This is a genomic window from Micromonospora sp. NPDC051296 (assembly GCF_040682255.1).
Classification (GTDB): domain Bacteria; phylum Actinomycetota; class Actinomycetes; order Mycobacteriales; family Micromonosporaceae; genus Micromonospora; species Micromonospora craterilacus.
In genome coordinates, this window is the sequence record NZ_JBFBAO010000014.1 from 16,304 (window position 1) to 40,658 (window position 24,355).

Here is a 24,355-nt window from a genome sequence, read left to right on the forward strand (position 1 = left end):
GCTGAGTCCTTTCCGCGCTGTGCTGATGATTCGCTTGCTGCCGCTCGCTCATGCCGCGCCTCCGATCAGGGCGGCGGCCAGCCCGATCAGCAGCGCGCCGGCGAGCACAGCGGCGGCGGCGCGGGGCAGGGCCGCCCGGTGCAGGCTGCCCAGCCCGCCGCCGAGGGCGCGGGCGGCACGCCCGGTGCCCAGCACCGCCCCGTCCACGACCCGCTCGTCGGCGACGCGCGCCGCCCGGCCGAACGCTGTCGTCGGGCGTACCACCAGGGTGTGCTGGACGTCGTCGAGCCGGAACGCGCGGGCGAAGACCGGCCGCAGCGGACCCAGCGCCACCGCCGGGTCGGCCGTGGCGTCCCGCCGCCAGCCGGCCCAGGCCAGCCCGGCCCCGACCAGCAGCAAGGCCAACGGCAACAGCATGGTCGGGGTCAGGTGGATCAGCCCGCCCAGCGGCCTCAGGTCCGACAGCGCCTCCGGGTCGGCCCACCGGGTGCGTTGCAGATGGGTGGAGAACCAGCCGGGGAAGCCAGCGAGGCCGAGCAGGGCGGCGGGCACGGCCAGCGCCAGCACCGGCCAGCGCAGCACCGCGGGTGGGTCGTGCGGGTGGGCCAGCGGGGTGCGGGTCGCGCCGAAGAAGGTCCGCAACAGCAGCCGGGTGGCGTACCAGGCGGTGACGGCGACGCCGACCAGACCGGCGAGCCAGACCAGCCAGCCCACCCAGGCGGGTGCCGGGCCGTCGCCGTGCAGGGCGGCGCCCTCGGCGGCGGCGAGCACGCCCTCCTTGCTCCAGAAGCCGGAAAGCGGCGGTACACCGGCCAGCGCGCCGAGCCCGATCAGGGTGCACCAGAAGGTGACCGGCATGGTGTGCCGCAGGCCGCCCATCCGGGACATCAACGTGGTGCCGACAGCGTGGATCACCGCACCGGCGGCGAGGAACAGCAACGCCTTGAACGCGGCGTGGGTGAGCAGGTGGAACAGGGCGGCGGGCGGCGAGCCGACCGCGAGGGCCCCGGTCATGTAGCCGATCTGGGAGACCGTGGACCAGGCGAGCACCCGCTTGATGTCGTCCTGCGCGGTGGCGGCGAGCGCGCCGAGCAGCAGGGTCACCGAGGCCATCACGCCGAGCACGGCCAGCGCGACCGGAGTGGCCGCGAAGAGGGGAAAGAGACGGGAGACCGCGTACACGCCGGCGGCCACCATCGTCGCGGCGTGGATCAGCGCGGAGATCGGGGTGGGGCCGGCCATCGCGTCGGGCAGCCAGGTGTGCAGCGGGAACTGCGCGCTCTTGCCGGCCACCCCGGCGAGCAGCAGCAGGCAGGCGGCGGTGAGTGTGGCGGCGCCGTGGTCGTGGGCGAGCACGTCGGCGATCCGGAAGCTGCCCGCCGAGACGCCGAGCAGTGCGATGCCGAGCAGGAAGCCGACGTCGCCGACCCGGGTCACCAGGAACGCCTTCATCGCGGCGGCCGGCGCCTCCGGCAGTCGCCGGTCGTGGGCGATGAGCAGGTACGAGCAGAGCCCCATCACCTCCCAGCCGACCAGCAGCAGGATCAGGTCCCCGGAGACCACCACCAGCAGCATGGCGGCGGTGAAGAGGCTGATCTGCACCGCGTACGGCGGGTAGCGGTGGTCGACGTCCACGTCGTCGTGCGGGCCGCGCTTGAGGTAGCCGGTCGAGTAGACCTGCACGGCCAGGGCGACCGCGGCGACCGCGACGGCGACCAGCGCGGCGGCGCCGTCGAGGCGTACCCCGAGGGTGACGGTGAGCCCGCCGAGGTCGATCCAGGTGGTCGACGCCTCCGCCGGGCCGTCCAGGGTGACCAGCAGGGCCACCGCCAGCGCGAGGGCGCCGGCCGCGCCGGCCACCCCCAGGCCGATGGCCACCCGGCGGGCCGTGTCCTGCTCGGTCGAAGCACCCCGCGGCGAGGGCGGCAGCAGCAGGCCGACCAGGCCGGCGACCAGCGGTACGGCCGGCAGCAGCGCGCCCAGCAGCGTCGTGGTGCTCACCGATCCCCCTCCGGCCGGCCGGCTTCCGGCGCGTTCAATCCGCCGCCCGGCCCGTCGGTCACTTCGCTCGGACCGTCCGCGGTGGCGCCGGCCGGGCCGACCGCGACCGGGACCGGTTCGTCAGCGGGGCGCTCGGCCAGCGGGACGTCGTCGACGGCGACACTGGCCCGCATCCGGTAGAGCTGGAGCACGATCGCCAGCCCCACCCCGATCTCGGCGGCGGCCAGCACGATCACGAAGAGCGCGAAGACCTGACCACCGTGCGGCAGCAGCGCCTTCGCCGTGGTGTCGGCGGTGACCAGGATCAGGTTCACCGCGTTGAGCATCAGCTCGACCGCCATCAGCACCAGCACCGCGTTGCGCCGACGGAGCACGCCATACACGCCGAGGCCGAACAGCAGCGCGGCGGTGACGTACGGGATGACCGGTCTCACCGCGACCGCCCCCGCCCACCACCGTCGCCGTCCACGGCGTCGGCATTCACGGCGGATCGGCGATCCGGTGATCGGCCGATGTCGGGGCGGGACAGCACGATGGCGCCGACCAGCGCCGACAGCAGCAGCACCGAGAGCACCTCGAAGGGCAGCACCCAACTGCCGAAGACCTGCTCGCCGATGCGCTCGGCGGTGCCCGCCTCGGGCAGCTCCACCTTCGTCCAGCGGTACGCGTCGACCAGCAGCGCCGCCAGGCCCAGCCCCACGCCACCGCCGATCAGCGCGGCGGGCCAACCGGGACGGTCCAGATCGTCCGAGGCTCCGATCGGTGCCCGGGTCAGCATCACGGCGAACAGCAGCAGCACCACCACCGCGCCGACGTAGATCAGCACCTGCACCCAGGCCACCAGCTCGGCGCTGAGCACCAGGTACATGCCGGCCAGGGCGCCGAGGCAGACCACCAGGTAGAGCCCGGCACGGACAAGGTGTTTCGTCGCCACCACCAGCACCGCCGCACCGACGGCCACCGCGCCGAGGGCGACCAGCAGCGCGTCCACCCCGGTCACGCGGGAGTACCTTCGCCGTCGTCGGCCGCGGGCGTACCGTCGCTGGCCGCAGGCTTGTCGGCGTCGTTGCCGGCAGCGGGCGCACCGTCGCGGCGTGCGGCCGGGCGAGGGGTGGATCGGGGCTCGGGGCGTACCGCCGGGGTGGTCGGACGGGCGGCGGGCGCGGCGGGGACCGCGGCCTTGCGCGCGGCGGCGGTCTCCTCCTTGGCCGGTTCACCGTTCGGGTCGTGCGCGGGCGGCGGCGGCACCGTGGCCATCCACTCACCCAGGTGGTCCTTGTCGTGCAGCAGGTCCTTGATGTCGTACTCGGCGTACTCGAACTCGGGAGACCAGTAGAGCGCGTCGAAGGGGCAGACCTCGATGCAGATACCGCAGTACATGCAGAGCGAGAAGTCGATGTCGAACCGGTCCAGCACGTTGCGCTGGCGAGGGCGGGCGGCGCCGGGCACCACCACTTCCTCCTTGTGCGAGTCGATGTAGATGCACCAGTCCGGACACTCACGGGAGCAGAGCATGCAGACCGTGCAGTTCTCCTCCAGCAGCGCGATCACCCCGCGCGAGCGGGGCGGCAGCTCGGGGGCGACGTCCGGGTACTGCCGGGTGGTGGAGCGCTTCGTCATCGTCTTGAGCGTGACCGCCAGCCCCTTGACCAGGCCGCTGCCGGGCACGCCGGCCGGCTCGCTTCGCTCGCTCATGCCGAACATCCTGCCCTGTGACCACGGCGCGCGCGACCACCACCCGGGGCTAGGTGGTAGTACCGCCCGGACCACTCGCTCCACCGCCGTCGCCCGGCCGGCCGCCGGAAGATCAGCGATGATGGAGTCGAGGGACGCATCGCGAGACGGCTGGGGGCGCGGCATGGGCGAGGGCGGTACGAGCACCGGCGGCAAGTACGTCGAGCCGGGCGGCGAGTTCAAGCGGGACCAGCGGTACATCACCACCCGGATCACAGCAGACGGGCGGGACGGCTATCCGGTCGAGCCCGGGCGGTACCGGTTGGCGGTCAGCCGGGCCTGCCCCTGGGCGAATCGGCTGATCATCGTACGCCGCCTGTTGGGCCTGGAGGACGCCATCTCGATGGCGGTCGCCGGGCCGACCCACGACGCCAGGAGCTGGACCTTCGACCTGGACCCGGGCGGGCGGGACCCGGTGCTCGGCATCGAGCGCCTGCAGGATGCGTACTTCGCCCGCTACCCCGACTACCCGCGCGGGATCACCGTGCCGGCCATCGTCGACGTGCCCACCGGGCAGGTGGTGACCAACGACTACGCGCAGATGAGCCTGGACCTGTCCACCGAGTGGACCGCGTACCACCGCACCGGCGCGCCGGAGCTGTACCCGGAGCGGCTGCGCGCCGAGATCGACGAGGTCAACGCGGTGGTCTTCACCGACGTCAACAACGGCGTGTACCGGTGCGGCTTCGCCGGCAGCCAGGAGGCGTACGAGCGGGCGTACCACCGGCTGTTCGACCGGCTCGACTGGCTCAGCGAACGGCTCGCCGGGCAGCGCTACCTGGTCGGCGACACCATCACCGAGGCGGACGTACGGCTGTTCACCACGCTGGTCCGCTTCGACCCGGTCTACCACGGCCACTTCAAGTGCAACCGGCAGAAGCTCGCCGAGATGCCGGTGTTGTGGGCGTACGCCCGGGACCTGTTCCAGACCCCTGGCCTCGGCGACACGATCGACTTCGACCACATCAAGCGGCACTACTACGAGGTGCACCGGGACATCAATCCCACCGGCGTGGTGCCACTCGGCCCCGACCTGTCGAACTGGCTCACCCCGCACGACCGCGCGGCCCTGGGTGGCCGTCCATTCGGCGACGGCACTCCCCCGCCGGCCCCGGCCCCGGCCGAACGCGTCGACCCCGCCCACACCCCGCTGAGCTGAGACCGGTCCGGATGTTAAGAAGGGGCCCCTGCTATACCGCAGGCGTTAACAAGGGGCCCTTCCTTACATCGCTACGCGCACGGCGGCGGTGAGCACGAGCTGGGCGAGCGCGGTAGGCACGAGCACCAGCCAGCAGAGGCGCTGGAGCTGGTCCTCGCGCAGCCGGGGGTAGGAGACCCGGAGCCAGATGATCACAAAGCTGACAGCGGCGACCTTGAGCAGGGTCCAGAGCCAGCCGAGTTGCGCGTCGGCGAACGGGCCCTGCCAGCCGCCGAGGAAGAGCACGGTGGTGAGCGCCGCGATCACCACGATGCCGACGTACTCGGCCAGCAGCAGGAACGCGAACCGCAGGCCGGTGTACTCGGTCATGTAGCCGAAGACCAGCTCGGAGTCGGCCACCGGCATGTCGAACGGCGGACGACGGATCTCGGCCAGACCGGCCACGAAGAAGACCACCATCGCCGGGGCCTGCCAGAGCAGCCACCACGGCTGCCATGCCTCGACGATGCCGGAGAGGCTCAGCGTGCCAGCGGCCATCGCCACCGACGCGGCGGCGAGCACCAGCGGCAGCTCGTAGCCGAGCAGCTGGGCGGCGCCGCGCAGCCCGCCTAGCAGGCTGTACTTGTTGGCCGAGGCCCAGGCCGACATCAGCACGGCCAGCACCCCCACGCCGACCACCGCCAGCACGAAGAACAGGCCGACGTCGAGCGGCTGCCCGACCAGGTCGTTCGGGCCGAGCGGGATCACCAGCAGGGCGAGCAGGTACGGCACCAGGGCCACCGCCGGAGCCAGCCGGAACACCGGCCGGTCCGCCGTGCGCGGGGTGACGTCCTCCTTCTGCACGAACTTCACCCCGTCGGCGATCAGCTGAGCCCAGCCGTGGAACCCGCCCGCGTACATCGGCCCGAGCCGGCCCTGCATGTGCGCCATCACCTTGTGCTCGGCCTGGCCCACCAGCAGCGGCAGGACGAGGAAGGCGACCAGCACCCCACCGACCCGGATCACCAGTTCCAGCCACAGTGGCATCAGGGCGCACCCTCCTCGTCCGGCTTCGGGTCACCAGGCCGGCCGGCCTGGGCCGGGCCGTCAGCCGGGCCGGCCGACTCCGGGTCGGCGCCGGAGGCGCGGGGGGCACGGGCCCCCGGGGCCGGGCGGGCGGGGCGCTCCCGGGCGGGGCGGGCCGGGGTGCCGCCGCGTGGGCCCTCGCCGACACCGCCGGCACCGGCCGGGGTCGGGATGGCTCCCCACTCTCCCGGTGCGGGCACGCCCGGCGGCCGGATCGGCCGCCGGCCGCCGCCGGCCTCCGACTCGCCCGGCTCCTTCGCCCCCGGCCAGGGCTTGGCCACCCGCGAGGCGAGCACGAACTCCTTGCGCAGCGGATGCCCCTCGAACTCCGGTGGCAGCAGCAGCGGCCGCAGGTCGGCGTGCCCGGCGAAGTCGATGCCGAACATCTCGTGGGTCTCCCGCTCGTGCCACGCGGCACCCGGGTAGACCGCCACCACGGAATCGACCGTCGGCGTCGCGCGTGGTACCCGGGCGCGCAGCAGCACCCCGTGCCGGCGCACGGTGGACCAGAGGTGGGCCACCACGTCGAAGCCGTCGGTCAGTTCGTCGACCGCGGAGAGCCAGTCGAAGTAGTCGCAGGCCAGCTCGGCGTCGTCCCGTGCGGCCAGCAGCGCCGCCCGCCAGGCGTCCGGGGGTACGTCGACGGTGGCCCGGGAGTGGGCCTGACCGCCGGAGACCGTCGCGGTGGCCTCGACGGGCGCGAGTAGCGCGACGAGCCGCTGGCCGACCTCTTCCGGAGTCATGTCGCTGATCCTAAGCCGTGTTCAACGAGGGCGGTCCAGTCGAGCCGGAGTCCCGACGGCCGCCGGCGACGCCGGCCCGGGGCACGCGGCGGGGTGACGATCCGGGCTTTGCCGGCGGTGGCCCGCCGGTGGCCCCCACGATGGATCGGTGCGCGCTGTGACTGTCATTCCAGGGGTGCCCGGCTCGCTGCGGCTGCTCGACGACTACCCGGAGCCGGCCACCGAGGAGGGGTCGATCCTGGTGGAGGCCCTCGCGGTGGGAATCTGCGGGACCGACATCGAGATCATCGAGGGGCAGTACGGCGAGGCCCCGCCCGGCACCGACCACCTGGTGCTCGGGCACGAGTCGCTGGGTCGGGTGCTGGAGGATCCCACCGGCACCCTGCAACCCGGTGACCTGGTGGCCGGGATCGTCCGGCATCCGGACCCGGTGCCCTGCCCGAACTGCGCCGTCGACGAGTGGGACATGTGCCGCAACGGCATGTTCACCGAGCACGGCATCAAGGCGCTGCCGGGCTTCGCCCGCCAACGATGGCGGCTCCAGCCCCGCTTCGCCGTCGGGCTCGACCCGGAGCTGGGTGAGGTCGGTGTGCTGCTCGAACCGACCAGCGTGGTGGTCAAGGCGTGGGACCACATCGACCGGATCGGCCGGCGGGCGGAGTGGCAGCCACGCACCGCACTGGTCACCGGCGCCGGGCCGATCGGTCTGCTGGCCGCCCTGCTGGCCAGCCAGCGCGGTCTCTCCGTACACGTGCTCGACCTGGCCACCGAGGGCCCGAAGCCCGCGTTGGCCAGCGCGCTCGGCGCGACGTACCACAGCGGGCCGCTCGACCAGCTCGACTTCGAGCCGGACGTCATCGTCGAGTGCACCGGCGCACCGATGGTCGTCCTCGAAGCGATGTTCAAGGCCGCTCCCACCGGGATCGTCTGCCTGGCCGGCGTCTCCAGCGGCGGCCGGACCATCGACTTCGACGCGGGTGAACTCAACCGGACCCTGGTGCTGGAGAACAACGTGGTCTTCGGCTCGGTGAACGCCAACCGCCGGCACTGGGACGCCGCCGCCAAGGCGCTGTCCCGGGCCGACCGCGCCTGGCTCAGCTCGCTGATCACCCGCCGGGTGCCGCTGTCCGAGTACGCCGCCGCCTACTCCCCGGGGCCGCAGGACATCAAGGTGATCCTCGACTTCACCGCCTGACCCGGCCAACCTTCGCCGGCTGCATGTGGTCCAACGCGAGCAGGGTCCAGGCCAGCGAACGCGGCAGGCGTCTCGGCACCTCAGACGCCCGGAAGCCGGCCGTTGCGGAACAGGTCCACGAAGAGTTGATGGTCCTCGCGCGCCCGCAGCCCGTACGCGTGCGCGAAATCCACCAGATGGGTGACGAAGCCCTCCGCCTCGGCGTCCACCGCCGCGACGATCGCCTCCTCGGTGGAGTAGTCGACCAGGTCATGGCTGGACTCATCGTCGGCGACCGAGTGCATCCGGGCGACCGACCGGCCCAGGTCGGCCAGCACACCGGCCAGTTCCGCCGGCTCGTTCACATCCGCCCAGTCGAGGTCTGCCGCGTACGGGGAGACCTCGGCGACGAGTTGGCCGACGCCCTCCAGCTCGGTGAAGCCCACCCAGGGATCGGCGTGCGCCTGCAACGCGCGCTGCGACTCGGCGGTGCGGTGCCCCTGGTGCCGGAAGTAGCCACGGACGCGTTCGTCGTCGACGTGCCGGGCCACGGCCGGCACCTGCGCCTGCTTCATGTAGATGACGACGTCGTTCTCCAGCGCCTGGGTGTGCCCCTCCAGCAGGAGGTTGTACGACGGCAGGCCGGCCGACCCGATGCCCACGCCCTTACGCAGCACCACGTCCTTGATGTGCGCTGAGAGCGGACGCTCCCGGGTGGTCGCGGCCGGCAGGGTGGCGAGGTAGTCCTCGAACGCCGCGCAGACCCGCGCCCTGATGTCGCCGTCGACCTGGTAGACCCCGTCGCCGAGGGAGAACCGTCGCTCGTAGCTGTCGATCGTGGTCTGCGCGGAGAGCAGGCCGACCCGGGTGTTGAGCCGCGCCCGCTGGAGCACCCGGCGCAGCACCCCGTCGGCATTGTCCAGGGTGATCGAACCGATCGCGTCGTCCCCGCCGGCGGCGATGGCCCGCAGCTCGGTCAGGTACGAGTGGGCGAAGCCGGCGACCAGGTCGCTGATCACCCGATCGGAGAGGGCCTTGCCGTAGCCGATCAGCGCCACACTGGCGACGAACCGCCGCAGGTCCCAGGTGAACGGCCCGACGTACGCCTCGTCGAAGTCGTTGACGTTGAAGACCAGCTGACCGGAGCCGTTCATGTAGGTGCCGAAGTTCTCCGCGTGCAGATCGCCGTGGATCCACACCCGACTTGTCCGCCCGTCCAGGAAGCGGTCGTCGGCGAAGTCGCCGCGCTGGTCGGCGTAGAAGAGGCTGGCGCTGCCGCGGTAGAAGGCGAACGGGGAGGCGGCCATCTTGCGGAACTTGCGGCGGAAGGCGGCCGGGTCGAGTGCGATCAGGGCGCCGAACTCCTCGGTCAGCACCCCGACGATGAAATCGGAACGCTGCTCCGCGACATCGGTCATGGTCCGTACGCTAGCGAAGCTCCACCACCGCGACGGCCGGCCGACCGGCCCGGCCTTGCCCCGAGCCGGTCAGGGTGTTGGCGGGCGTACGGGCGGGGCGGTGAGGGAGGCGACGGAACGGGGTGCCGCGCCGTCGCTCGGCGGGGCGTCGACCGGTGGGGCGAGCAGGTCGGGGCGGGGCACGCCACCGATGCCGGACTGCTCGGCGGCAATCTTCTCCTGAAGACGGAGGATGCCGTGCAGCAGCGCCTCCGGCCGGGGCGGGCAGCCGGGCACGTAGACGTCGACCGGGATGAGCTGGTCGACGCCCTTGGTCACCGAGTACGAGTCCCAGTACGGGCCGCCGCAGTTGGAGCAGGCACCGAACGAGATGACGTACTTCGGCTCGGGCATCTGGTCGTAGAGCCGCTTGATCGCCGGGGCCATCTTGTCGGTGACCGTGCCGGAGACCACCATCAGGTCGGCCTGCCGGGGCCCGTGCGCGAACGGGATCACGCCGAGGCGCATGAAGTCGTGCCGGGACATGCTGGTCGCGATGAACTCGATGGCGCAGCAGGCCAGCCCGAAGTTGAAGACCCAGAGCGAGTACCGCCGACCCCAGTTGAGCACGAACCGGATCGGCTCGCCGAGCACCGCCGGCAGCTGCACCTCTGCCTCCCTCGTCTGTCCCCGGTGTGACAGTCAACCACAGCGCCGGAGTTGCCAACCCCCGCAACCCTCGCCCGCCTCAAGGCGTGTGACCGGCGTTGATCGCGCGATGCTGGCGCAGGCGGGGAGGACAAATGATGGTGACCAGGAAACCACGGCTCGGGGAACCACCCCCGGACGAGGCGACAGAGCCGCCGGCACCAGCCGAGGGAATCGACTTCGACGAGCTTTACCACACACATTTCCGGTTCCTGACGCTCCAGCTCGCCGCGTACTGCGGTGACCTGTCGCAGGCACAGGACCTGGTCCAGGAGGCATTCTGCCGGGCGTTCGCCCGCTGGTCGCGGGTGTCCCGGTACGACGACCCGGTGGGCTGGGTACGCCGAGTCGCCTGGAACCTCGCCACCAGCCGCTGGCGGCGGATGCGAACCGCCCAGTCCTGGCTGCGCCGGCAGCGGCAGGAGCACGTGGCGGGGCCGGGACCCGAACGGGTGGCGCTGACCGCCGCCCTGGCCCAGCTGCCCGCCACCCAGCGCCGGGCGATGGTGCTGCACTACCTGGCGGATCTCAGTGTCACCCAGATCGCGGAACAGGAAGGGGTGCCGGCGGGCACGGTCAAGTCCTGGCTGCACCGGGGTCGAGTGGCGCTGGCCGTGCAACTGACCGGCACCAGGGAGGTGGACGACCATGACTAAACCCGAGGACATCCTGGTCAGCGGCGAGTTCGCCGCGTTCCGGGCGACGTACGGCCCGGCGGTGCGGCCGGCCGGGACGGACGCCGTACGGCTCACGGTGCGCCGGCGGCGCCAGCGGGCGACGGTGGCCGTCGCGGCGGCCGTGGTGCTCGCCGTCGTGGTGCCGCTGGGCGCGCACGCACGCCTGGGCCGCACCGACCCGCCGCCGCTACCGGCACAGACCGGCGAGCCGACACCGGCGGAAACACCGACTCCGACGGGAACGCCGTCGTCGGCCACCCCGACACCGACGTCCGGCGCGTCCGGTCGCACCCCGGCCGGGTCGGACGGCCGGATCAGCCGGGCTCAGCTGCTCGCGGCGCGCGTCGGCCTTCCCGACTGGCCGCCGTACCCCCCGACGACCTGCACCACGCAGGACGTCCGGCTGCGCGAGCCGCAGCGGGGGCAACGGCCGGAGCTGCGGGGCGAACTCCGCTACGGCGACCTGGACGGCGACGGCCGCACTGACACGATCGCCCTGGTCGCCTGCCGGTTCGGCGAGACCCTGGCCAAACAGGTGGTCGCCTTCTCCCGGGACGACGCCGGCCGGATCGTCACCCTGGGCCAGGTGGTCGGCACCCGCGAGGGGTTGGGCGACATCACGGAGGTCTCGGTGGCCTCCGACGGGACGGTCCGGGTGGCGGTAGCCGACATCCAGCCCTGCTGCGACGCCCCCAAGTGGTGGCCGCAGCAGCAGTGGCGGACGTACGCGTGGACCGGTACCCGCTTCGACCAGACGGCCGGACCGGCGAAGTTCGGCACCGACCCCCGGCTGACCGATCTCACCCTGACCACGGGTGAGCTGGTGCTCGACCCGCCCGACACCGACGGCGGGCGGACCGCCTCGCTCACCGTCACGGTTACCAACAAGGGTCCGGTCGACGTGCCCCGGCTCGGCTTCGAGATCCTCAGCGTGGGCGAGCGGGCCGGAGGCGACCTTTCCCGGTGCCGGATGGTGGCGATTTCTTGGGGCGAGGCCTGCCTGCTGGACGGTCTACGGTCCGGCGCGCGGCGGAGCTACACCTTCCGGTTCCTGGTCGACCCTGCCGAGGCGGACCCCGAACCGAGTCTGCTGGTCGTCCACTTCGACGGCCAGGACCGGCACTGGCAGGACCGGAAGCCGCAGGACAACTCCGTCGATCTGCGGACGAGCCGCTGACCGAGCTGCAACGCCCGACCTACCAGGTCGGGCGTTGCAGCAGCCCGACGAACTCCACGAGCAGCCGTTCCCGCAACGGCACCGGGGCAGCGTCGAGCAGGGTGTTCACCACTGCCATCCGGTCCGGCAGACCGGCGCGGCCGGCCAGACCGAGCCCGTCGGCCAGCCCGGCGACCAGCTCCCGAGTGAGCGCCTCCGAGGTCAGGCTGCCGGCGAGAGCCAGCAGTTGCGGTGGCAGCACGACCGGGCCGTGCGCCCGCGCCGCGGCCACCGCGTTGGTCAGCGCCGGCCCGAACTCCGCCGCCCGGGGTGCCACCGCCGCGGCCACCGTCAGGTGCACGCTGCGCGGCAGGCCGGCGTACGTCAGCTGGGGTTGGGTGTGCCAGCCGCGCGCGGCCAGCTCGTCGACCAGCACGAACAGGTCGGGCCCGGAATCGGTGGCGGTGAAGCAGACCACGGTCGACTCGGGCTCGGCGACCAGCCGCAGCCCGTCGACGTCGCGCACCGCGTCGGCCAGCACCCCTACCGCCTCCCGGGTCCGGCGGGTCAGCTCCAGGTAGCCGTCGTCGCCGAGGTGCCGCAGGGTGGCGTACGCGGCGGCGATCGGGCCGCCGGACCGGGTGGAGGAGATCACCGGGTTGATCATCGTGTACCCGGGCCAGTCGGCGTACGCGAAGTACTGCGGGGCGCGCAGCGCCGGGTCGCGGTGCAGCAGCACCGAGACCCCCTTCGGGGCGTACGCGTACTTGTGCAGGTCCACCGAGATGGAGGTGACCCCGGGCACGGCGAAGTCGAACGCGGGCACCGGCGCGCCGAGGCGGCGCAGGTACGGCAGGGTCCAGCCGCCGAAGCAGGCGTCCACGTGGCAGCGCACCCCGGCCGCGGCGGCCACCTCGGCGACCTGTTCCACCGGGTCGATGACGCCGTGCGCGTACGACGGGGCGGAGCAGGCCACCAGCACCGTCTCCGGCCGGATCGCGGCGGCCATGTCGGCGACCGCCGGCCGCAGGGTCACCGGGTCGAGCGGCACCGGGTCGAGTTCCACCCGCAGGTAGTGGGCCGCCTTGGCGAACGCGGCGTGGGCGCTGGCCGGTACCACGATCCGGGGCGCGGCAACGTCCGGCCGGGCGTCCCGGGCGGCCTTGACGGCCAGGATGAGCGACTCGGTTCCCCCGCTGGTGACGCTGCCGACCACATCCGGCGCGCTCGTGCCCGGCCCGCCGCCGAGCAGCCGTGCCGCCGCACCGACCAGCGCGTTCTCCATCGCCAGCAGGGATGGAAAGGCGGTCGGGTCGAGCCCGTTTACGTGGGCGCTCTCGGCGTACGCGGCGGCGGCCAGCGCGTCCAGCCCCGCCACGCCCGGGTCGTACACGTACGCGAACAGCCGCCCCCCATGCGTGGGCCGGTCCATCCCCCGCAACTCCCGGATCTCCGCCAACACCCGCTCCCCCGGCACCCCGTGCACAGGCAACGCCGACCGGTCTTCGTCGATCATGGAGTAATGGTGCCCTTTCCGTGCGGCTTGGCGGCTTTCCTTCCCCACCACAACTCCATGATCGGCGGAGTGGGGGTGGGGTGGGGTGGGGTGGGGGTCAGGGGGTGGTAATGCGGGTGGGGGTTAGGTCGTAGGGGCGGAGGAGGAGGGTGGGTAGGGCGATCAGGAGGGCGGGGAGGATGGTGAAGCCCAGGAGGACGCCGAGGCGGGCGGTGTCGGATTGGGGGGCGGCGGTGCCGGTGGCGGAGGAGACGTAGCCGGTGAGGGCGAGCACCAGGCCGTAGATGCCGGGTCCGAGGGCTAGGCCGAAGGTCTCGCCGGCTGTCCACAGGCCGGTGAAGACGCCGGCCTGCCGGCGGCCGGTGCGCGCGGTGTCGTAGGCGATGCAGTCCGGCAGCATGGCCAGCGCGAACACCTGCTGCCCGGCGTACCCGACGCCGATCAGCGCGACCAGCAGGTAGATCACGGCGGCGGGCAGCACCGGCGCGGCGACCAGCGCCAGTCCACCGGCGGCCAGGATCAGCGACGCGGCGACCAGGCCGGCCAGCTTGCCGAGCCGGGCACCCACCCGGGACCACAGCGGCATCACCACCAGCGCCGGCCCGACGAAGCAGACGAACAGGACGGTTGGGCCGGTTGCCGAGTCCCGCAGGATCTGGTCGGCGAAGTACTGGACCCCGGCGAGGATCGTCGCCACCCCGGCGGACTGCACCACGAAGCAGAGCAGCAGCACCCGGAACGGCCGGTTGCGGCCGGCGACGGCGAGCTGGGCACGGAGGCTGGGCTCGCTGGCCCCGACCGTGCCCTGCGGGGCGGACCGGGTGCCGAGGAAGGCGCCGACCGCGCCCAGCGCGATCAGGGCGGCGACGAACGCCCCCATCCAGCGGTGCCCCGGCACGCCCCCGCCGGCTGCGTCGCGGACCAGCGGGGCCACTGCCCCGGAGACCAGGATGGCCAGCGCCAGCACCGCGATCCGCCAGGTCATCATCCGGGTACGTTCGGCGTAGTCGCTGGTCAGCTCGGCCGGCATCGCCACGTACGGCACCTGGAAGAAGGCGAACGCGGTGGCCGTGGCCAGAAAGGCGACCGCGACGTACGCCCCGGCGGCCGGACCTGCGCCGAACGGCGCGGCGAAGATCGACCCGAAGAGCACGGCCAGCGCCAGCCCACCGATCAGCAGGTAGGGCCGGCGGGCACCCCAGCGCGACCGGGTGCGGTCGGAGATCCGCCCGGCCACCGGGTTGACCAGCACGTCCCACGCCTTCGGCAGCAGCACCAGCAGGGCCGCCACGCCCGCGGCCACGCCGAGCGTGTCGGTGAGGTACGGCAGCAGCAACAGCCCCGGCACGGTGCCGAACGCCCCGGTGGCCAGCGAGCCGAGCGCGTAGCCGGCGTGCACCTTGCGCGGCAGGGTTGCCAGTGGCGCGCTCATGACGCCGAATGTTACTCACGTTATGGCGTCGGTCACATCCCCTCACCGGGCCACCAGGTGGCCGCCCGCATGTCCACCCGGTCCTGGCGCAGCGGCGTACCTTCGGCGAGCCACCGCGCCCGCGCCTCGGCCGCGAGCCGGGGCGGCATGCCGCCGGACGCGTTGACCACCCGGTGCCAGGGTGCGCCACCGCCGTGCCGGGCCATGATCGACCCGACCAGTCGGGCCGACGCCCGGCCGCTGCGCTCGGCCAGGGCGTCGGCCACCGCCCCGTACGACATCACCCGGCCGGTTGGGATCCGGTCGACCAGCTCCAGCACCGCCTCGACGTACTCGTCAGGAGTCACAAGCGGCCAGAGTATGGGAACGGCCGGAGGGGCCGCGCGGACGACCACGCAGAATAGGCGGGTGCGCGACGCAGTCACGACGGCCCGGCGAGTCGTCGTCAAGATCGGATCATCCTCGTTGACCACCGCCACCGGCGGGCTGGACGACGGGCGGCTCGACGCGCTCGTCGACGCCCTCGGCACCCGGACGGTCGACGGCCGCGAGGTGGTGCTCGTCTCCTCCGGCGCGATCGCCGCAGGTCTGGCACCGCTCGGGTTGACCCGGCGACCGCGCGACCTGGCCACCCAGCAGGCCGCCGCCAGCGTCGGCCAGGGCCTGCTGATCGGGCGGTACGCCGCCGCGTTCGCCCGGCACGGCCGCACCGTCGGGCAGGTGCTGCTCACCGTCGACGACGTGACCCGCCGGGCCCACTACCGCAACGCGTACCGCACCCTGCGCAAGCTGCTCGACCTGCGGGCGGTGCCGATCGTCAACGAGAACGACACGGTGGCCACCGAGGAGATCCGGTTCGGCGACAACGACCGGCTGGGCGCGCTGGTGGCCGCGCTGGTCGACGCCGACCTGCTGGTGCTCCTCTCGGACGTGGACGCGCTCTGGACGGGTGACCCGTCGCGCGCCGGCTCCCGTCGCATCGCCGAGGTACGCGACGAGGCGGACCTCGCCGGCGTCGACATCGGCGGCACCGGCCGGTCGGGGGTCGGCACCGGCGGCATGGTGACCAAGGTCGAGGCGGCGCGGATCGCCACCGGGTTCGGCATCCCGGTGGTGCTCACCTCCGCCGCCCAGGCCGTCGCGGCGCTGGCCGGCGAGCCGGTCGGCACGTTCTTCCACCCCAGCCCCCGGCGCCCGGCCGCCCGACTGTTCTGGCTCGCCCACGCCACCGCGCCCCGGGGGCGGCTGCACCTCGACCCGGGCGCGGTCGCCGCGGTGGTGGGCCGCCGCAAGTCGCTGCTGCCGGCGGGGATCACCGCGGTGGACGGGGCGTTCACCGCCGGCGACCCGGTCGACCTGGTCGACACCTCCGGCGCGCCGGTCGCCCGGGGGCTGGTCAACTACGACGCGGTCGAACTGCCCGGCCTGCTCGGGCGCTCCACCGCCGACCTCGCCGCGGCGCTCGGCCCGGCGTACGAACGGGAGGTCGTCCACCGCGACGACCTGGTGCTGCTGTGATTACCCGAAGGAGCATGGGATGAGCGTGAGCGAGCAGGCCCGCCGGGCGCGTACGGCGGCGGAGGCGCTGGCCGTGGCAACGCGTACCGCCAAGGACGCCGCGCTGCACGCGATGGCCGACGCGCTGGTGGCGCGTACCCCGGAGATCCTGACCGCGAACGGCGCGGACCTGGCGGCCGGGCGCGAGGCCGGGCTGAGCGCGGCCGTGCTGGACCGGCTCGCCCTCGACGAGGGCCGGGTGGCCGGCATCGCCGACGCGCTGCGCCAGATGGCCGCGCTGCCGGACCCGGTGGGCGAGGTGGTCCGTGGCGCGACCCTGCCCAACGGGCTGGAGCTGCGGCAGATCCGGGTGCCGTTCGGCGTGGTCGGCATCATCTACGAGGCCCGGCCGAACGTGACCGTGGACGCCGCCGGCATCTGCCTGAAGTCCGGTAACGCGGCGCTGCTGCGCGGCTCCTCCTCGGCCGCGCACTCCAACGCGGCGCTGGTGGCGGTGCTCCGCGACGCGATCGCCGGTGCCGGCCTGCCGGCGGACGCGGTGCAGCTGCTCGACGCCGCCTCCCGCGACTCGGTCAAGGAGCTGATGCGGGCCCGGGGCCTGGTCGACGTGCTGATCCCACGCGGCGGCGCGTCGCTGATCCGGACGGTGGTCGAGGAGTCGACGGTGCCGGTGATCGAGACCGGGGTGGGCAACTGCCACGTCTACGTGGACGCCGCCGCTGACCTGTCGATGGCCGTGTCGATCACGCTGAACGCCAAGACGCAGCGGCTGTCCACCTGCAACACCGCCGAGTCGCTGCTGGTGCACGCGTCGGTGGCCGACGCCTTCCTGCCGCCGATGCTGGGCGCGTTCGCCGAGGCCGGGGTCACCGTGCACGGCGACGCCCGCACGGCGGCGTACTCCGACGCCGTGGTCCCGGCCGGCGACGAGGACTTCGCCACCGAATATCTCTCGGCGGACATCTCGGTCGCCGTCGTCGACTCGCTCGACGCGGCGGTCGCGCACATCCGGCGGTACGGCAGCGGCCACACCGAGGCGATCGTCACCGACTCCCAGTCGGCCGCCCGGGAGTTCGTGGCCCGGGTGGACTCGGCGGCGGTGATGGTCAACGCCTCGACCCGGTTCACCGACGGCGGCGAGTTCGGCTTCGGTGCCGAGATCGGCATCTCCACCCAGAAGCTGCACGCCCGCGGCCCGATGGGCCTGCCCGAGCTGACCAGCACGAAGTACGTGGTCACCGGCAACGGCCACGTTCGTTAGCCGCCCCCGACCCCACCCGGTTGATCAAAGAGTTTGCGTCACGCCTAGACGGTTTCCGGACCGAAACCCCTCGATCAACGGGATCGACACGGAGGGGCGTCAGCGGAAGGCGCGGATCACGGCCAGGGTGGCGTGCACGTCGAATTGGTGGCCGTCGTCGCTGCTCCAGCCGCCGTCGCTGCGTTGCGTCTCGGTCAGCCGGCGGCGGGCCGCCACCAGCGTCCACTCCTGCTCGTCGACGCCGACCCGGCGCAGCGTCGCGGCCAGCCAGGCGGCGTCGGTCGGCGACGCCTGCGGGATCCGCTCGGCGAGCACCGCCTTGATCCGCGCCGACTCGTAGAACATCTGCTGCCGGTGCAGGACCGCTGCGCTCAGCCAGCCGGCGGCCAGGAATGACGGCCAGCTGCCGTCCGGGCGCAGCTGGGCGGCGAGCGCCTGCCCGGCAGCTTGCACCACGCCGGCGTACGCCCCGCCGACCCGGTGGTCGAGCGGACCGGCGGCCCGGGCGTCCAGGCCGGCCACAGTGAGCCAGAAGGCAGCGTAGGCGGTCAGGAAGAGCCGGGCCTCCGGGTCGCCCGGCCGGGCCCACTCGGGGGCGGTGTCGGCGAGCGCCTTGTCCTCCTCCCAGCAGCCGTCCCGCTGCTGGGCGGCGGCGAGCCAGTCCAGCGCCCGGCGGGCGGCCGGGCGGCCCAGCGCGCCGAGATCGTCCAACTCGGAGAGGCGGAAGCAGGTCGCGTCGACCGAGGCGACCTCGTCACCCCAGGACGCCGGCCAGCCACCGCCCAGGGTCTGGCCGACCTCCGCACTGTCGAGCACCTCCTCCGGAGGCGGCGTACCGGTTCGCAACCACGACAGACGGGCACGCTCCACCGCGTCCCCGTGAGCCACCACGAACCCGATCGCGGCGTCGATGTCGACCACGCGGCCACGCTACCGGCGCGAACGTGATCGCGCCTCGGTGAATCGGCCGAGGTCGGAGCGGGCGGAAAGCCCGCTCCGACCTGTGCGTTCGTCAGTACGCGGGCAGCGACGGGTCGATCTGCTTGATCCAGGAGAGCACCCCACCCTGGACGTGGACGGCATCCCGGAAGCCGGCCGCCTTCAGCGCGGCGAGCGCCTCGGCGGAGCGGACGCCGGACTTGCAGTGCAGCACGATCTGCCGGTCCTGCGGCAGCTTGGCCAACGCCTCGCCGGAGAGGATCTCGCCCTTGGGAATCAGGGTGGCGCCGGGGATGCGGACGATCTCGTACTCGGCCGGCTCGCGCACGTCGACCAGGAAGATGTCCTTGCCGGCGTCCTGCCACTCCTTCAGCTCGGCCGCGGTGATGGTCGCGTCGACCACCGCCTCCTGGGCCTCGACCGACACCGCGCCGCAGAAGTCCTCGTAGTCCTCCAGCAGGTCGGTGAGGGTCGCGTTCTCGCCGCAGAGCACGCAGTTCGGATCCTTGCGCACCTTGATCTTGCGGTAGCTCATCTCCAGGGCGTCGTAGACCATCAGCCGGCCGACCAGCGGCTCGCCGATGCCGGCGAGCAGCTTGATCGCCTCGTTGACCTGGATCGAGCCGATCGAGGCGCAGAGCACGCCGAGCACGCCGCCCTCCGCGCAGGAGGGCACCATGCCGGGCGGCGGGGGCTCCGGGTAGAGGCAGCGGTAGCAGGGGCCGTGCTCGGCCCAGAACACCGACGCCTGGCCGTCGAAGCGGTAGATCGACCCCCAGACGTACGGCTTGCCGAGCAGCACCGCCGCGTCGTTGACCATGTACCGGGTGGCGAAGTTGTCCGTACCGTCGACGATCAGGTCGTACTGGGCGAAGATCTCGCGGACGTTGTCCCGGTCCAGCGCGGTGTTGTGGATCTCGACGTTGACCAGCGGGTTGATCTCACGGATGCTCGCCGCGGCCGACTCGGCCTTGGACCGGCCGACATCGGAGACACCGTGGATGACCTGGCGCTGAAGGTTGGACTCGTCGACGGTGTCGAAGTCGATGATGCCGAGCGTGCCGACCCCGGCGGCGGCTAGGTACAGCAACGCGGGGGAACCGAGGCCGCCGGCGCCGACACAGAGCACCCGGGCGTTCTTCAGCCGCTTCTGCCCGGTGACCCCGACGTCCGGGATGATCAGGTGGCGCGAGTAGCGGCGGATCTCGTCAACGGTCAGCTCGGCGGCGGGTTCGACGAGCGGGGGCAACGACACGGTGGACTCCCCGGAATCGATGTGGTGGACAACCGGGCCATTGTCGCTCGCCGACGCGCCCATCGACCATGAGCAGGGCCACGTCGCCCGGCATCCGGGAGCGGGAATAACCGGCCCGCCGAGCGACACCGGCCGGTTCAGGGAAGGGGGTCGCCGGCGTACCGGTGGCCGTCGCGGAAGGGCCAGGCGTTGGCCAGGCAGCCGGCCAGGCCGTACGTCTGCTGCTGCATGACCGGCGCCGGCCGGCCCGGGACGGGACACGCCTCGTGCCCCTCCCCGAACTCGTGCCCGACCTCGTGGTTGACCACGTACGCCCGGTAGACCGCCAGCGGCGCCCCGTAGTCCGGCACGGCCTCCAGCCAGCGCGCCAGGTTGATGATCACCTTGCCGGGCAGCCGGCAGGACGTGTAGCCCTCCGTACTCAGGCCCCCCTCGGCACACATCACCTCCGAGGTGACCGGGGTGGCCAGATAGACGGTGAAGTCCGCGCGTTCCGCCTCGGCGATCCGCTGCACCCGCAGCTCACCGGAGCCGATCCAGCTGCGTGGATCGGCCAGTACCGCGTCGACGTCGGCCGCGAAGACGTCCGGATCCTGGCCGGTGCCCTGCTCGACGGCCACCCGGTAGCGCGTCAGCCGCCCGTCGAGGCCCTGCACCGGAGACTCTCCACCGGCCACCGCGAAGCTGCCGGCACCTGTTCTCGGGTACCCGCTGGGCGACGCCGGCTCGTCCGCCCCCGCTCCCGCCCCGTACGCGATCCGCTTCCGGCTCGCCGGTTCCGGCCCCGAGGCCCGGTCGCCGGACCGGGCCAACAGCACCCCGGCGGTGGCCGCGAGGACCAGGGTCAGCCCGAGGGTGACGGCGCGACGGCGCCGCCGACGCATCCGTACCGTGGCCGCCCGCGGTCTCGCCGGCCGGCCCACTGATGCCGGCGCTCCCGCCGGCCGTTCGGTCGGTGCCCGTGGTCCGGCCGGCCGATCCTGTGCGCCGCACGGGTCACGAAGGGGTGAAGACGGCATGAAACCATCGTCTCACCCTTATCGGGCATATACCCGCATTACGGAGTCGCCTGCGACGCGTCCTCGCTGCTCAGAGCGGGGGTCCGGCATAGCGCCGGCCGTCGAGGTACGGCCAGGGATTCGCCACGCAGCCCTTGAGGAACAGCGTCTGCTGCATCATCACCGGGGCCGGCTCACCCCGCCCCGGGCAACGCTCGTGCCGATTGCCCAACTGGTGCCCGACCTCGTGGTTGATCACGTAGTTGCGGTAGACCGACAGCGGCACCCCGGCCTCGACGAAGTGCGGCACCGACAGCCGCCACCGATCCAGATTGATGATCACTTTGCCCGAGGTACGGCAGGAGGTGTAGGGGCGCCCGCCGATCCGGATGTCGACGCCACCGGCGGCGCACATCTGACCCGCCGTCGCGGCCGTCGCCAGGTAGACGGTGAAGTCGTACCGGGAGGTGGCCTCCACTTGCCGCAACCGTAGCCGCCCGCTGTCCACCCAGCTTCCCGGGCCGGTTAACGCGGTCCGCACGGCCAGCGCGAACTCGCTCGCGTCCGCACCGGAACCGGACTCCACCGCGACCCGGTAGCGCCGCACCGTGCCGGCGGTGCCCAGCACCGGACCCACCCGATCGTCGTAGCCGAAACGGCCCGTCCCGCGCGACGGAACCGGCCCGGGCTGCTGCAACATCGGTGCCTCGGGCGACGGGGTCACCTTGGTCGGCGAAGGCGACGGGCTCGCCACGGGCGGCGGCGGGATCACCACCGTCGGGGAGGGCGTCGGGGTCACCTCGCCGGCACCGGCGGAGCCCCGGAGCGCGCCGTTTCCGCCGGCGACCATCGCCACCGCGGCGCCGACCGCGGCCAGCAGCACGACGGTGCGGACGACGGCACCGGACCGGCGCGGTCGGGGCCGCTGCTCGCCCGGGCGGCCTGCGGTGGTCGCTACCGGGACCGGCGAACGGGCGTGCCGGTCGGAGCGGCGATGGCTACCGGGACTACGCACTCGGCTCATCCTGCCAGGTCGGCCCGGCGAGCGGATTCCCCCGTCTCGGTGAGCAGGCCGACCACCGCCCTGGCCACCAGGCGGGGCACCTCCAACTGCGCCACATGACCGACACCGCCGAGCAACAGCAGCCGGCTGTCCGGGATCACCCGGGCGGTCTGCGGCGCCACGCGTACGTCGACCAGGCGGTCCTGTCGGCCCCCGACGACCAGCGTGGGCGCCCGTACCTTCCGGGCCATCCGCCACAGCGATCCCGATCCCGGCAGGTACGACCGCACGAAGCTGGAGACCAGCCCGCGGAACGTCCGAAGGTAGGCCGCCGCGTAGTGCTCCGCCTGGTAGCGCACCAGGATCTCGTCCACCGCCTCCTGCCGGCGCTGGTCGCAGATCCGACTGAGGTCGGCCACGCACGCCTCCATCACCTGCTGGGCCATCACCTCCGGCGCCGTCTGGGCCAGCCGCCAGGCGGCCAGCCGCTCGCCCCGGGGGATCGCCAGCAACGGAAGCATCCGACCCTGCAACGACCGGCGGAAGTCGAGGAACGGCAGGGCTGGCGAAATCAGGGTCAACGTCCGGACCAGATCCGGCCGGAGCGCGGCCACCCGCACCGAGATCGCCCCGCCCAGCGAGTTGCCGAACAGGTGCACCGGCCCACGGCCGGAGTGCTCGACCCAACGGACCACCCGCTGCGCGAAGACCGGCAGGGTGTAGCGCCGGCCCGGCTCGCTGCGGCCGAAGCCCGGCAGGTCGATCGCCTGGCCGTCGAGCCGGTCGGCGAGCAGGCCCGCCAGGTCGGTCCAGTTCTGCGACGAGCCGCCCAGCCCGTGCACGTACAGCGCCGGTTCCGCGTCCGGTCCGGTGGCCGGCGTCTCCCGCACGTAGGTGACCGTCCCGTCGAGGCGTACCGCGCGGCCGGGCCAGGGCGGCGGGACCGAGTGGACGGGCAGCAGTCGGTCGGGCCAGAGGGTGGCAGGCTTCACCGTTCCAGTCTGCCCGGCCGGCTCAGGCCAGCAGTGCCTCCAGCCGCCGGTTCACCGCAGCCAGGGAGGCCCGCACCACCGCCTGCCGGGGGTCGCCGGCCACCAGGGCGGACCCGGCGAGCTGCTCGACCCACCCGTCGCAGACCAGCAGCACCACGACGGTGGCCACCTCGCAGTTGCCGAACGGCACCACGGCGGCGTGCTCCACGAAGCAGCGCCCCCGGTCGGCGGTGGTGCTGGCACCGCGTAGCAACTCGTCCACCGCGGCCGCGGCGGCGACCGCGCAGAGCCGCAGCACGTACCCGTCCACGGCGGGGCCGGTGGCGTAGCCGGCCGCGCTCTGCTCGCCGGCGATCAGCCGGACCTCGACGGTGGCGTCGAGCCCGAAGGTGCTCACCTGGACGTGGTCGAGCACGACTCGGGGACCGGGCGCACCGCCGGCGTTCAGCGGCCGGGACGGCGCGGACTCGGTGGTGGTCAACTGCCCGCCGGAGTAGGAGGCACCGAGGGTCGCCGGGCTGCCCGGCGGTCCCGCTTCCTCCACCGCGGCCCGACCCCGGTGCGGGGCGGGTGCCTGACGGCGCCGCCGCGAGGTGTCCGGCACCGGTTCGGCCCGGGCCGTGACGGCCTCCGCCCGGGCACCCGCGGGGCGGGCGTTGGGACGGCGGGGCTCGGCGGGCGGGCGGGCCTCGTCCGCCTCGCCACCCCGGTTCTCGGTGGACCGGCGACGCACCGGCGCGGCAGGCGCTCCGGGCGCACCACTCGGCGCGGCGGCCAGCCCCATCCGCTCCTGGAGCAGGCGGGCGACCTGCCGGCTCACCTCGGCCGGGTCGGCACCGTCGGCGAGGTCGAGGCGCAGGCTGTGGGCACCGGCCTGGGTACGGCGCAGGGTCGCGTCGCGTACGCCGTCGACCTCCCGCACGGCGTCGAGGATGGCGTCGACGTCGAAGCCCTCGGGCCGCTCGCGCAACGGCGCCGGCTCGTCGTCGCGACGGAGATGGGTGGCGATCCGGGCTAGTTCCGGGGTCTCGGCGGGTGGCTCCACGGCTGGCGGCTCCGGCACGACGGGCACGTCCGGCTCGGCGGGGACGCGCTGCGGCAACACCGCCGACGTGCTGTCCGGCGACCGGTCGCCGGACGGTTCCGCCGGCGGCACCGGGTCGGGCGCGGATCGACGTGCCGCGTAGGGGGCAGCGCTCGTCGGAACGGGCGCGGAAGGGGTGCGCTCACGGCGGCCGGGCCCACCGCCGGCCGGACCGGCCAGCGGGTCGGTCGCCGCCGGTGCCGTGGTCGGGCCGGGCGCGGCAGCAATCGGAGCGGGCGGGACGGGCCCTGGCTCACTGGGCACCGGCCGGAGCCGGAACGGTCGATGGGACGGCCCGTCGGACGCCGCACCGGCCTGGGCGGCCGGCGGCGCCGACGCCGGCTCGGGCCGGGCTTCCGGTGCGCCGGGCGACCCACCGGCTGACGGGGCGCTGGCCGACGACGCCACGAACGGCGGCCCGCTGGCCGGTGGGGCACTGGCCGGCGGCCCGGCGAACGGCGGCCCGCTGGCCGGTGGGGCACTGGCCGGCGGCCCGGCGAACGGCGGCCCGCTGGCCGACGGGGCACTGGCCGACGGGGCACT

Annotated in this window: 22 protein-coding genes and 2 pseudogenes; 7 read left to right on the forward strand and 17 right to left on the reverse strand. The window is 73.4% G+C overall.

The window, feature by feature from the left end:
• Positions 1-48: 48 nt before the first annotated feature.
• From AB0M52_RS03015 to AB0M52_RS03030, 4 genes are read right to left on the reverse strand one after another with little or no spacing between them, the layout of a single operon-like run.
• Positions 49-2,001 (reverse strand): NADH-quinone oxidoreductase subunit L, encoded by a 1,953-nt coding sequence (locus tag AB0M52_RS03015; protein WP_363948089.1) that lies wholly within the window; start codon positions 1,999-2,001, stop codon positions 49-51.
• Positions 1,998-2,435, reverse strand: coding sequence for an NADH-quinone oxidoreductase subunit NuoK (gene nuoK, locus AB0M52_RS03020; protein WP_363948092.1), 438 nt, complete (start codon positions 2,433-2,435; stop codon positions 1,998-2,000). The genes AB0M52_RS03015 and nuoK overlap by 4 nt, the downstream gene beginning before the upstream one ends.
• A complete protein-coding gene (locus AB0M52_RS03025; RefSeq protein ID WP_363948094.1) occupies positions 2,432-3,001 on the reverse strand; it encodes an NADH-quinone oxidoreductase subunit J in 570 nt (189 codons plus the stop codon). The genes nuoK and AB0M52_RS03025 overlap by 4 nt, the downstream gene beginning before the upstream one ends.
• Positions 2,998-3,705: an NADH-quinone oxidoreductase subunit I gene (locus tag AB0M52_RS03030; protein ID WP_363948097.1), complete on the reverse strand. Its 708-nt coding sequence runs from the start codon at positions 3,703-3,705 to the stop codon at positions 2,998-3,000. The genes AB0M52_RS03025 and AB0M52_RS03030 overlap by 4 nt, the downstream gene beginning before the upstream one ends.
• 154 nt (positions 3,706-3,859) lie before the next feature.
• Between AB0M52_RS03030 and AB0M52_RS03035 the strand changes: the two genes are divergently transcribed.
• Positions 3,860-4,894, forward strand: coding sequence for a glutathione S-transferase C-terminal domain-containing protein (locus tag AB0M52_RS03035; RefSeq protein WP_363948147.1), 1,035 nt, complete (start codon positions 3,860-3,862; stop codon positions 4,892-4,894).
• A 63-nt stretch (positions 4,895-4,957) separates the two neighbouring features.
• Here AB0M52_RS03035 and AB0M52_RS03040 read toward each other — a convergent pair whose 3' ends face one another.
• Positions 4,958-5,920 carry a complex I subunit 1 family protein gene (locus AB0M52_RS03040; protein WP_363948100.1) on the reverse strand — a complete coding sequence of 321 codons (963 nt, stop codon included), beginning with the start codon at positions 5,918-5,920 and terminating at the stop codon, positions 4,958-4,960.
• On the reverse strand, positions 5,920-6,702 hold the full coding sequence (locus tag AB0M52_RS03045; protein WP_363948103.1) for an NADH-quinone oxidoreductase subunit C: 783 nt from the start codon (positions 6,700-6,702) through the stop codon (positions 5,920-5,922). Before AB0M52_RS03045 ends, AB0M52_RS03040 begins: the two co-directional genes overlap by 1 nt.
• 148 nt (positions 6,703-6,850) lie before the next feature.
• On the opposite strand from AB0M52_RS03045, the gene AB0M52_RS03050 reads away from it, so the two are divergent.
• Positions 6,851-7,897: a glucose 1-dehydrogenase gene (locus AB0M52_RS03050; RefSeq protein ID WP_363948106.1), complete on the forward strand. Its 1,047-nt coding sequence runs from the start codon at positions 6,851-6,853 to the stop codon at positions 7,895-7,897.
• A gap of 80 nt (positions 7,898-7,977) precedes the next feature.
• Here AB0M52_RS03050 and AB0M52_RS03055 read toward each other — a convergent pair whose 3' ends face one another.
• On the reverse strand, positions 7,978-9,294 hold the full coding sequence (locus AB0M52_RS03055; protein WP_363948109.1) for a DUF2252 domain-containing protein: 1,317 nt from the start codon (positions 9,292-9,294) through the stop codon (positions 7,978-7,980).
• Positions 9,295-9,363: 69 nt separating this feature from the next.
• Positions 9,364-9,942 carry an NADH-quinone oxidoreductase subunit B family protein gene (locus AB0M52_RS03060; protein WP_363948112.1) on the reverse strand — a complete coding sequence of 193 codons (579 nt, stop codon included), beginning with the start codon at positions 9,940-9,942 and terminating at the stop codon, positions 9,364-9,366.
• A gap of 134 nt (positions 9,943-10,076) precedes the next feature.
• Between AB0M52_RS03060 and AB0M52_RS03065 the strand changes: the two genes are divergently transcribed.
• Both AB0M52_RS03065 and AB0M52_RS03070 read left to right on the forward strand, forming a co-directional pair.
• Positions 10,077-10,637, forward strand: a complete 561-nt coding sequence (locus AB0M52_RS03065) for a SigE family RNA polymerase sigma factor (protein WP_363948115.1) — start codon at positions 10,077-10,079, stop codon at positions 10,635-10,637.
• Positions 10,630-11,835: a hypothetical protein gene (locus AB0M52_RS03070; protein WP_363948118.1), complete on the forward strand. Its 1,206-nt coding sequence runs from the start codon at positions 10,630-10,632 to the stop codon at positions 11,833-11,835. Before AB0M52_RS03065 ends, AB0M52_RS03070 begins: the two co-directional genes overlap by 8 nt.
• A gap of 19 nt (positions 11,836-11,854) precedes the next feature.
• Here the strand turns inward: AB0M52_RS03070 and AB0M52_RS03075 are convergent, their stop codons facing one another.
• The 3 genes from AB0M52_RS03075 to AB0M52_RS03085 form a co-directional block, all read right to left on the reverse strand.
• Positions 11,855-13,330, reverse strand: a complete 1,476-nt coding sequence (locus tag AB0M52_RS03075; RefSeq protein ID WP_363948121.1) for an aminotransferase class V-fold PLP-dependent enzyme — start codon at positions 13,328-13,330, stop codon at positions 11,855-11,857.
• Between the two features lie 97 nt (positions 13,331-13,427).
• The gene (locus AB0M52_RS03080; RefSeq protein ID WP_363948123.1) at positions 13,428-14,762 is read right to left on the reverse strand and encodes an MFS transporter; all 1,335 of its coding nucleotides are present in this window, start codon (positions 14,760-14,762) and stop codon (positions 13,428-13,430) included.
• Positions 14,763-14,794: 32 nt separating this feature from the next.
• Entirely contained in the window at positions 14,795-15,109 is a 315-nt protein-coding gene (locus tag AB0M52_RS03085; RefSeq protein ID WP_137776551.1) for an MGMT family protein, read from the reverse strand.
• A gap of 13 nt (positions 15,110-15,122) precedes the next feature.
• Between AB0M52_RS03085 and proB the strand changes: the two genes are divergently transcribed.
• Both proB and AB0M52_RS03095 read left to right on the forward strand, forming a co-directional pair.
• Positions 15,123-16,280 carry a glutamate 5-kinase gene (proB, locus tag AB0M52_RS03090; RefSeq protein WP_363948126.1) on the forward strand — a complete coding sequence of 386 codons (1,158 nt, stop codon included), beginning with the start codon at positions 15,123-15,125 and terminating at the stop codon, positions 16,278-16,280.
• Between the two features lie 19 nt (positions 16,281-16,299).
• Entirely contained in the window at positions 16,300-17,541 is a 1,242-nt protein-coding gene (locus AB0M52_RS03095) for a glutamate-5-semialdehyde dehydrogenase (RefSeq protein ID WP_363948129.1), read from the forward strand.
• A gap of 99 nt (positions 17,542-17,640) precedes the next feature.
• On the opposite strand, the gene AB0M52_RS03100 is transcribed toward AB0M52_RS03095, so the two are convergent.
• From AB0M52_RS03100 to AB0M52_RS03125, 6 genes and pseudogenes are all read right to left on the reverse strand, one after another.
• Positions 17,641-18,462 carry a prenyltransferase/squalene oxidase repeat-containing protein gene (locus tag AB0M52_RS03100; protein WP_363948132.1) on the reverse strand — a complete coding sequence of 274 codons (822 nt, stop codon included), beginning with the start codon at positions 18,460-18,462 and terminating at the stop codon, positions 17,641-17,643.
• Between the two features lie 91 nt (positions 18,463-18,553).
• Positions 18,554-19,735: an adenylyltransferase/sulfurtransferase MoeZ gene (gene moeZ, locus AB0M52_RS03105; RefSeq protein ID WP_363948135.1), complete on the reverse strand. Its 1,182-nt coding sequence runs from the start codon at positions 19,733-19,735 to the stop codon at positions 18,554-18,556.
• 137 nt (positions 19,736-19,872) lie between these two features.
• A complete protein-coding gene (locus tag AB0M52_RS03110) occupies positions 19,873-20,619 on the reverse strand; it encodes a DUF3152 domain-containing protein (RefSeq protein ID WP_363948138.1) in 747 nt (248 codons plus the stop codon).
• A 205-nt stretch (positions 20,620-20,824) separates the two neighbouring features.
• Positions 20,825-21,757 carry a DUF3152 domain-containing protein gene (locus tag AB0M52_RS03115; protein WP_363948141.1) on the reverse strand — a complete coding sequence of 311 codons (933 nt, stop codon included), beginning with the start codon at positions 21,755-21,757 and terminating at the stop codon, positions 20,825-20,827.
• A complete protein-coding gene (locus AB0M52_RS03120; protein WP_363948144.1) occupies positions 21,754-22,728 on the reverse strand; it encodes an alpha/beta hydrolase in 975 nt (324 codons plus the stop codon). Before AB0M52_RS03120 ends, AB0M52_RS03115 begins: the two co-directional genes overlap by 4 nt.
• Before the next feature lie 22 nt (positions 22,729-22,750).
• A pseudogene (locus tag AB0M52_RS03125) lies at positions 22,751-23,989 on the reverse strand (hypothetical protein); the annotation flags it as partial.
• Here AB0M52_RS03125 and AB0M52_RS03130 point away from each other — a divergent pair.
• Positions 23,949-24,355, forward strand: a pseudogene (locus tag AB0M52_RS03130) (hypothetical protein); the annotation flags it as partial. The pseudogenes AB0M52_RS03125 and AB0M52_RS03130 sit on opposite strands and share 41 nt — an antisense overlap.

Excerpts from the sequence above, each read along its gene's own strand:
- AB0M52_RS03030 (WP_363948097.1), bottom strand. The coding sequence starts at position 3,705 with ATGTTCGGCATGAGCGAGCGAAGCGAGCCGGCCGGCGTGCCCGGCAGC.
- AB0M52_RS03035 (WP_363948147.1), top strand. The coding sequence starts at position 3,860 with ATGGGCGAGGGCGGTACGAGCACCGGCGGCAAGTACGTCGAGCCGGGC.
- AB0M52_RS03040 (WP_363948100.1), bottom strand. The coding sequence starts at position 5,920 with ATGCCACTGTGGCTGGAACTGGTGATCCGGGTCGGTGGGGTGCTGGTC.
- AB0M52_RS03045 (WP_363948103.1), bottom strand. The coding sequence starts at position 6,702 with ATGACTCCGGAAGAGGTCGGCCAGCGGCTCGTCGCGCTACTCGCGCCC.
- AB0M52_RS03055 (WP_363948109.1), bottom strand. The coding sequence starts at position 9,294 with ATGACCGATGTCGCGGAGCAGCGTTCCGATTTCATCGTCGGGGTGCTG.
- AB0M52_RS03065 (WP_363948115.1), top strand. The coding sequence starts at position 10,077 with ATGATGGTGACCAGGAAACCACGGCTCGGGGAACCACCCCCGGACGAG.
- AB0M52_RS03070 (WP_363948118.1), top strand. The coding sequence starts at position 10,630 with ATGACTAAACCCGAGGACATCCTGGTCAGCGGCGAGTTCGCCGCGTTC.
- AB0M52_RS03075 (WP_363948121.1), bottom strand. The coding sequence starts at position 13,330 with ATGATCGACGAAGACCGGTCGGCGTTGCCTGTGCACGGGGTGCCGGGG.
- AB0M52_RS03080 (WP_363948123.1), bottom strand. The coding sequence starts at position 14,762 with ATGAGCGCGCCACTGGCAACCCTGCCGCGCAAGGTGCACGCCGGCTAC.
- proB (WP_363948126.1), top strand. The coding sequence starts at position 15,123 with ATGGGAACGGCCGGAGGGGCCGCGCGGACGACCACGCAGAATAGGCGG.
- AB0M52_RS03095 (WP_363948129.1), top strand. The coding sequence starts at position 16,300 with ATGAGCGTGAGCGAGCAGGCCCGCCGGGCGCGTACGGCGGCGGAGGCG.
- AB0M52_RS03110 (WP_363948138.1), bottom strand. The coding sequence starts at position 20,619 with ATGCGTCGGCGGCGCCGTCGCGCCGTCACCCTCGGGCTGACCCTGGTC.
- AB0M52_RS03115 (WP_363948141.1), bottom strand. The coding sequence starts at position 21,757 with ATGAGCCGAGTGCGTAGTCCCGGTAGCCATCGCCGCTCCGACCGGCAC.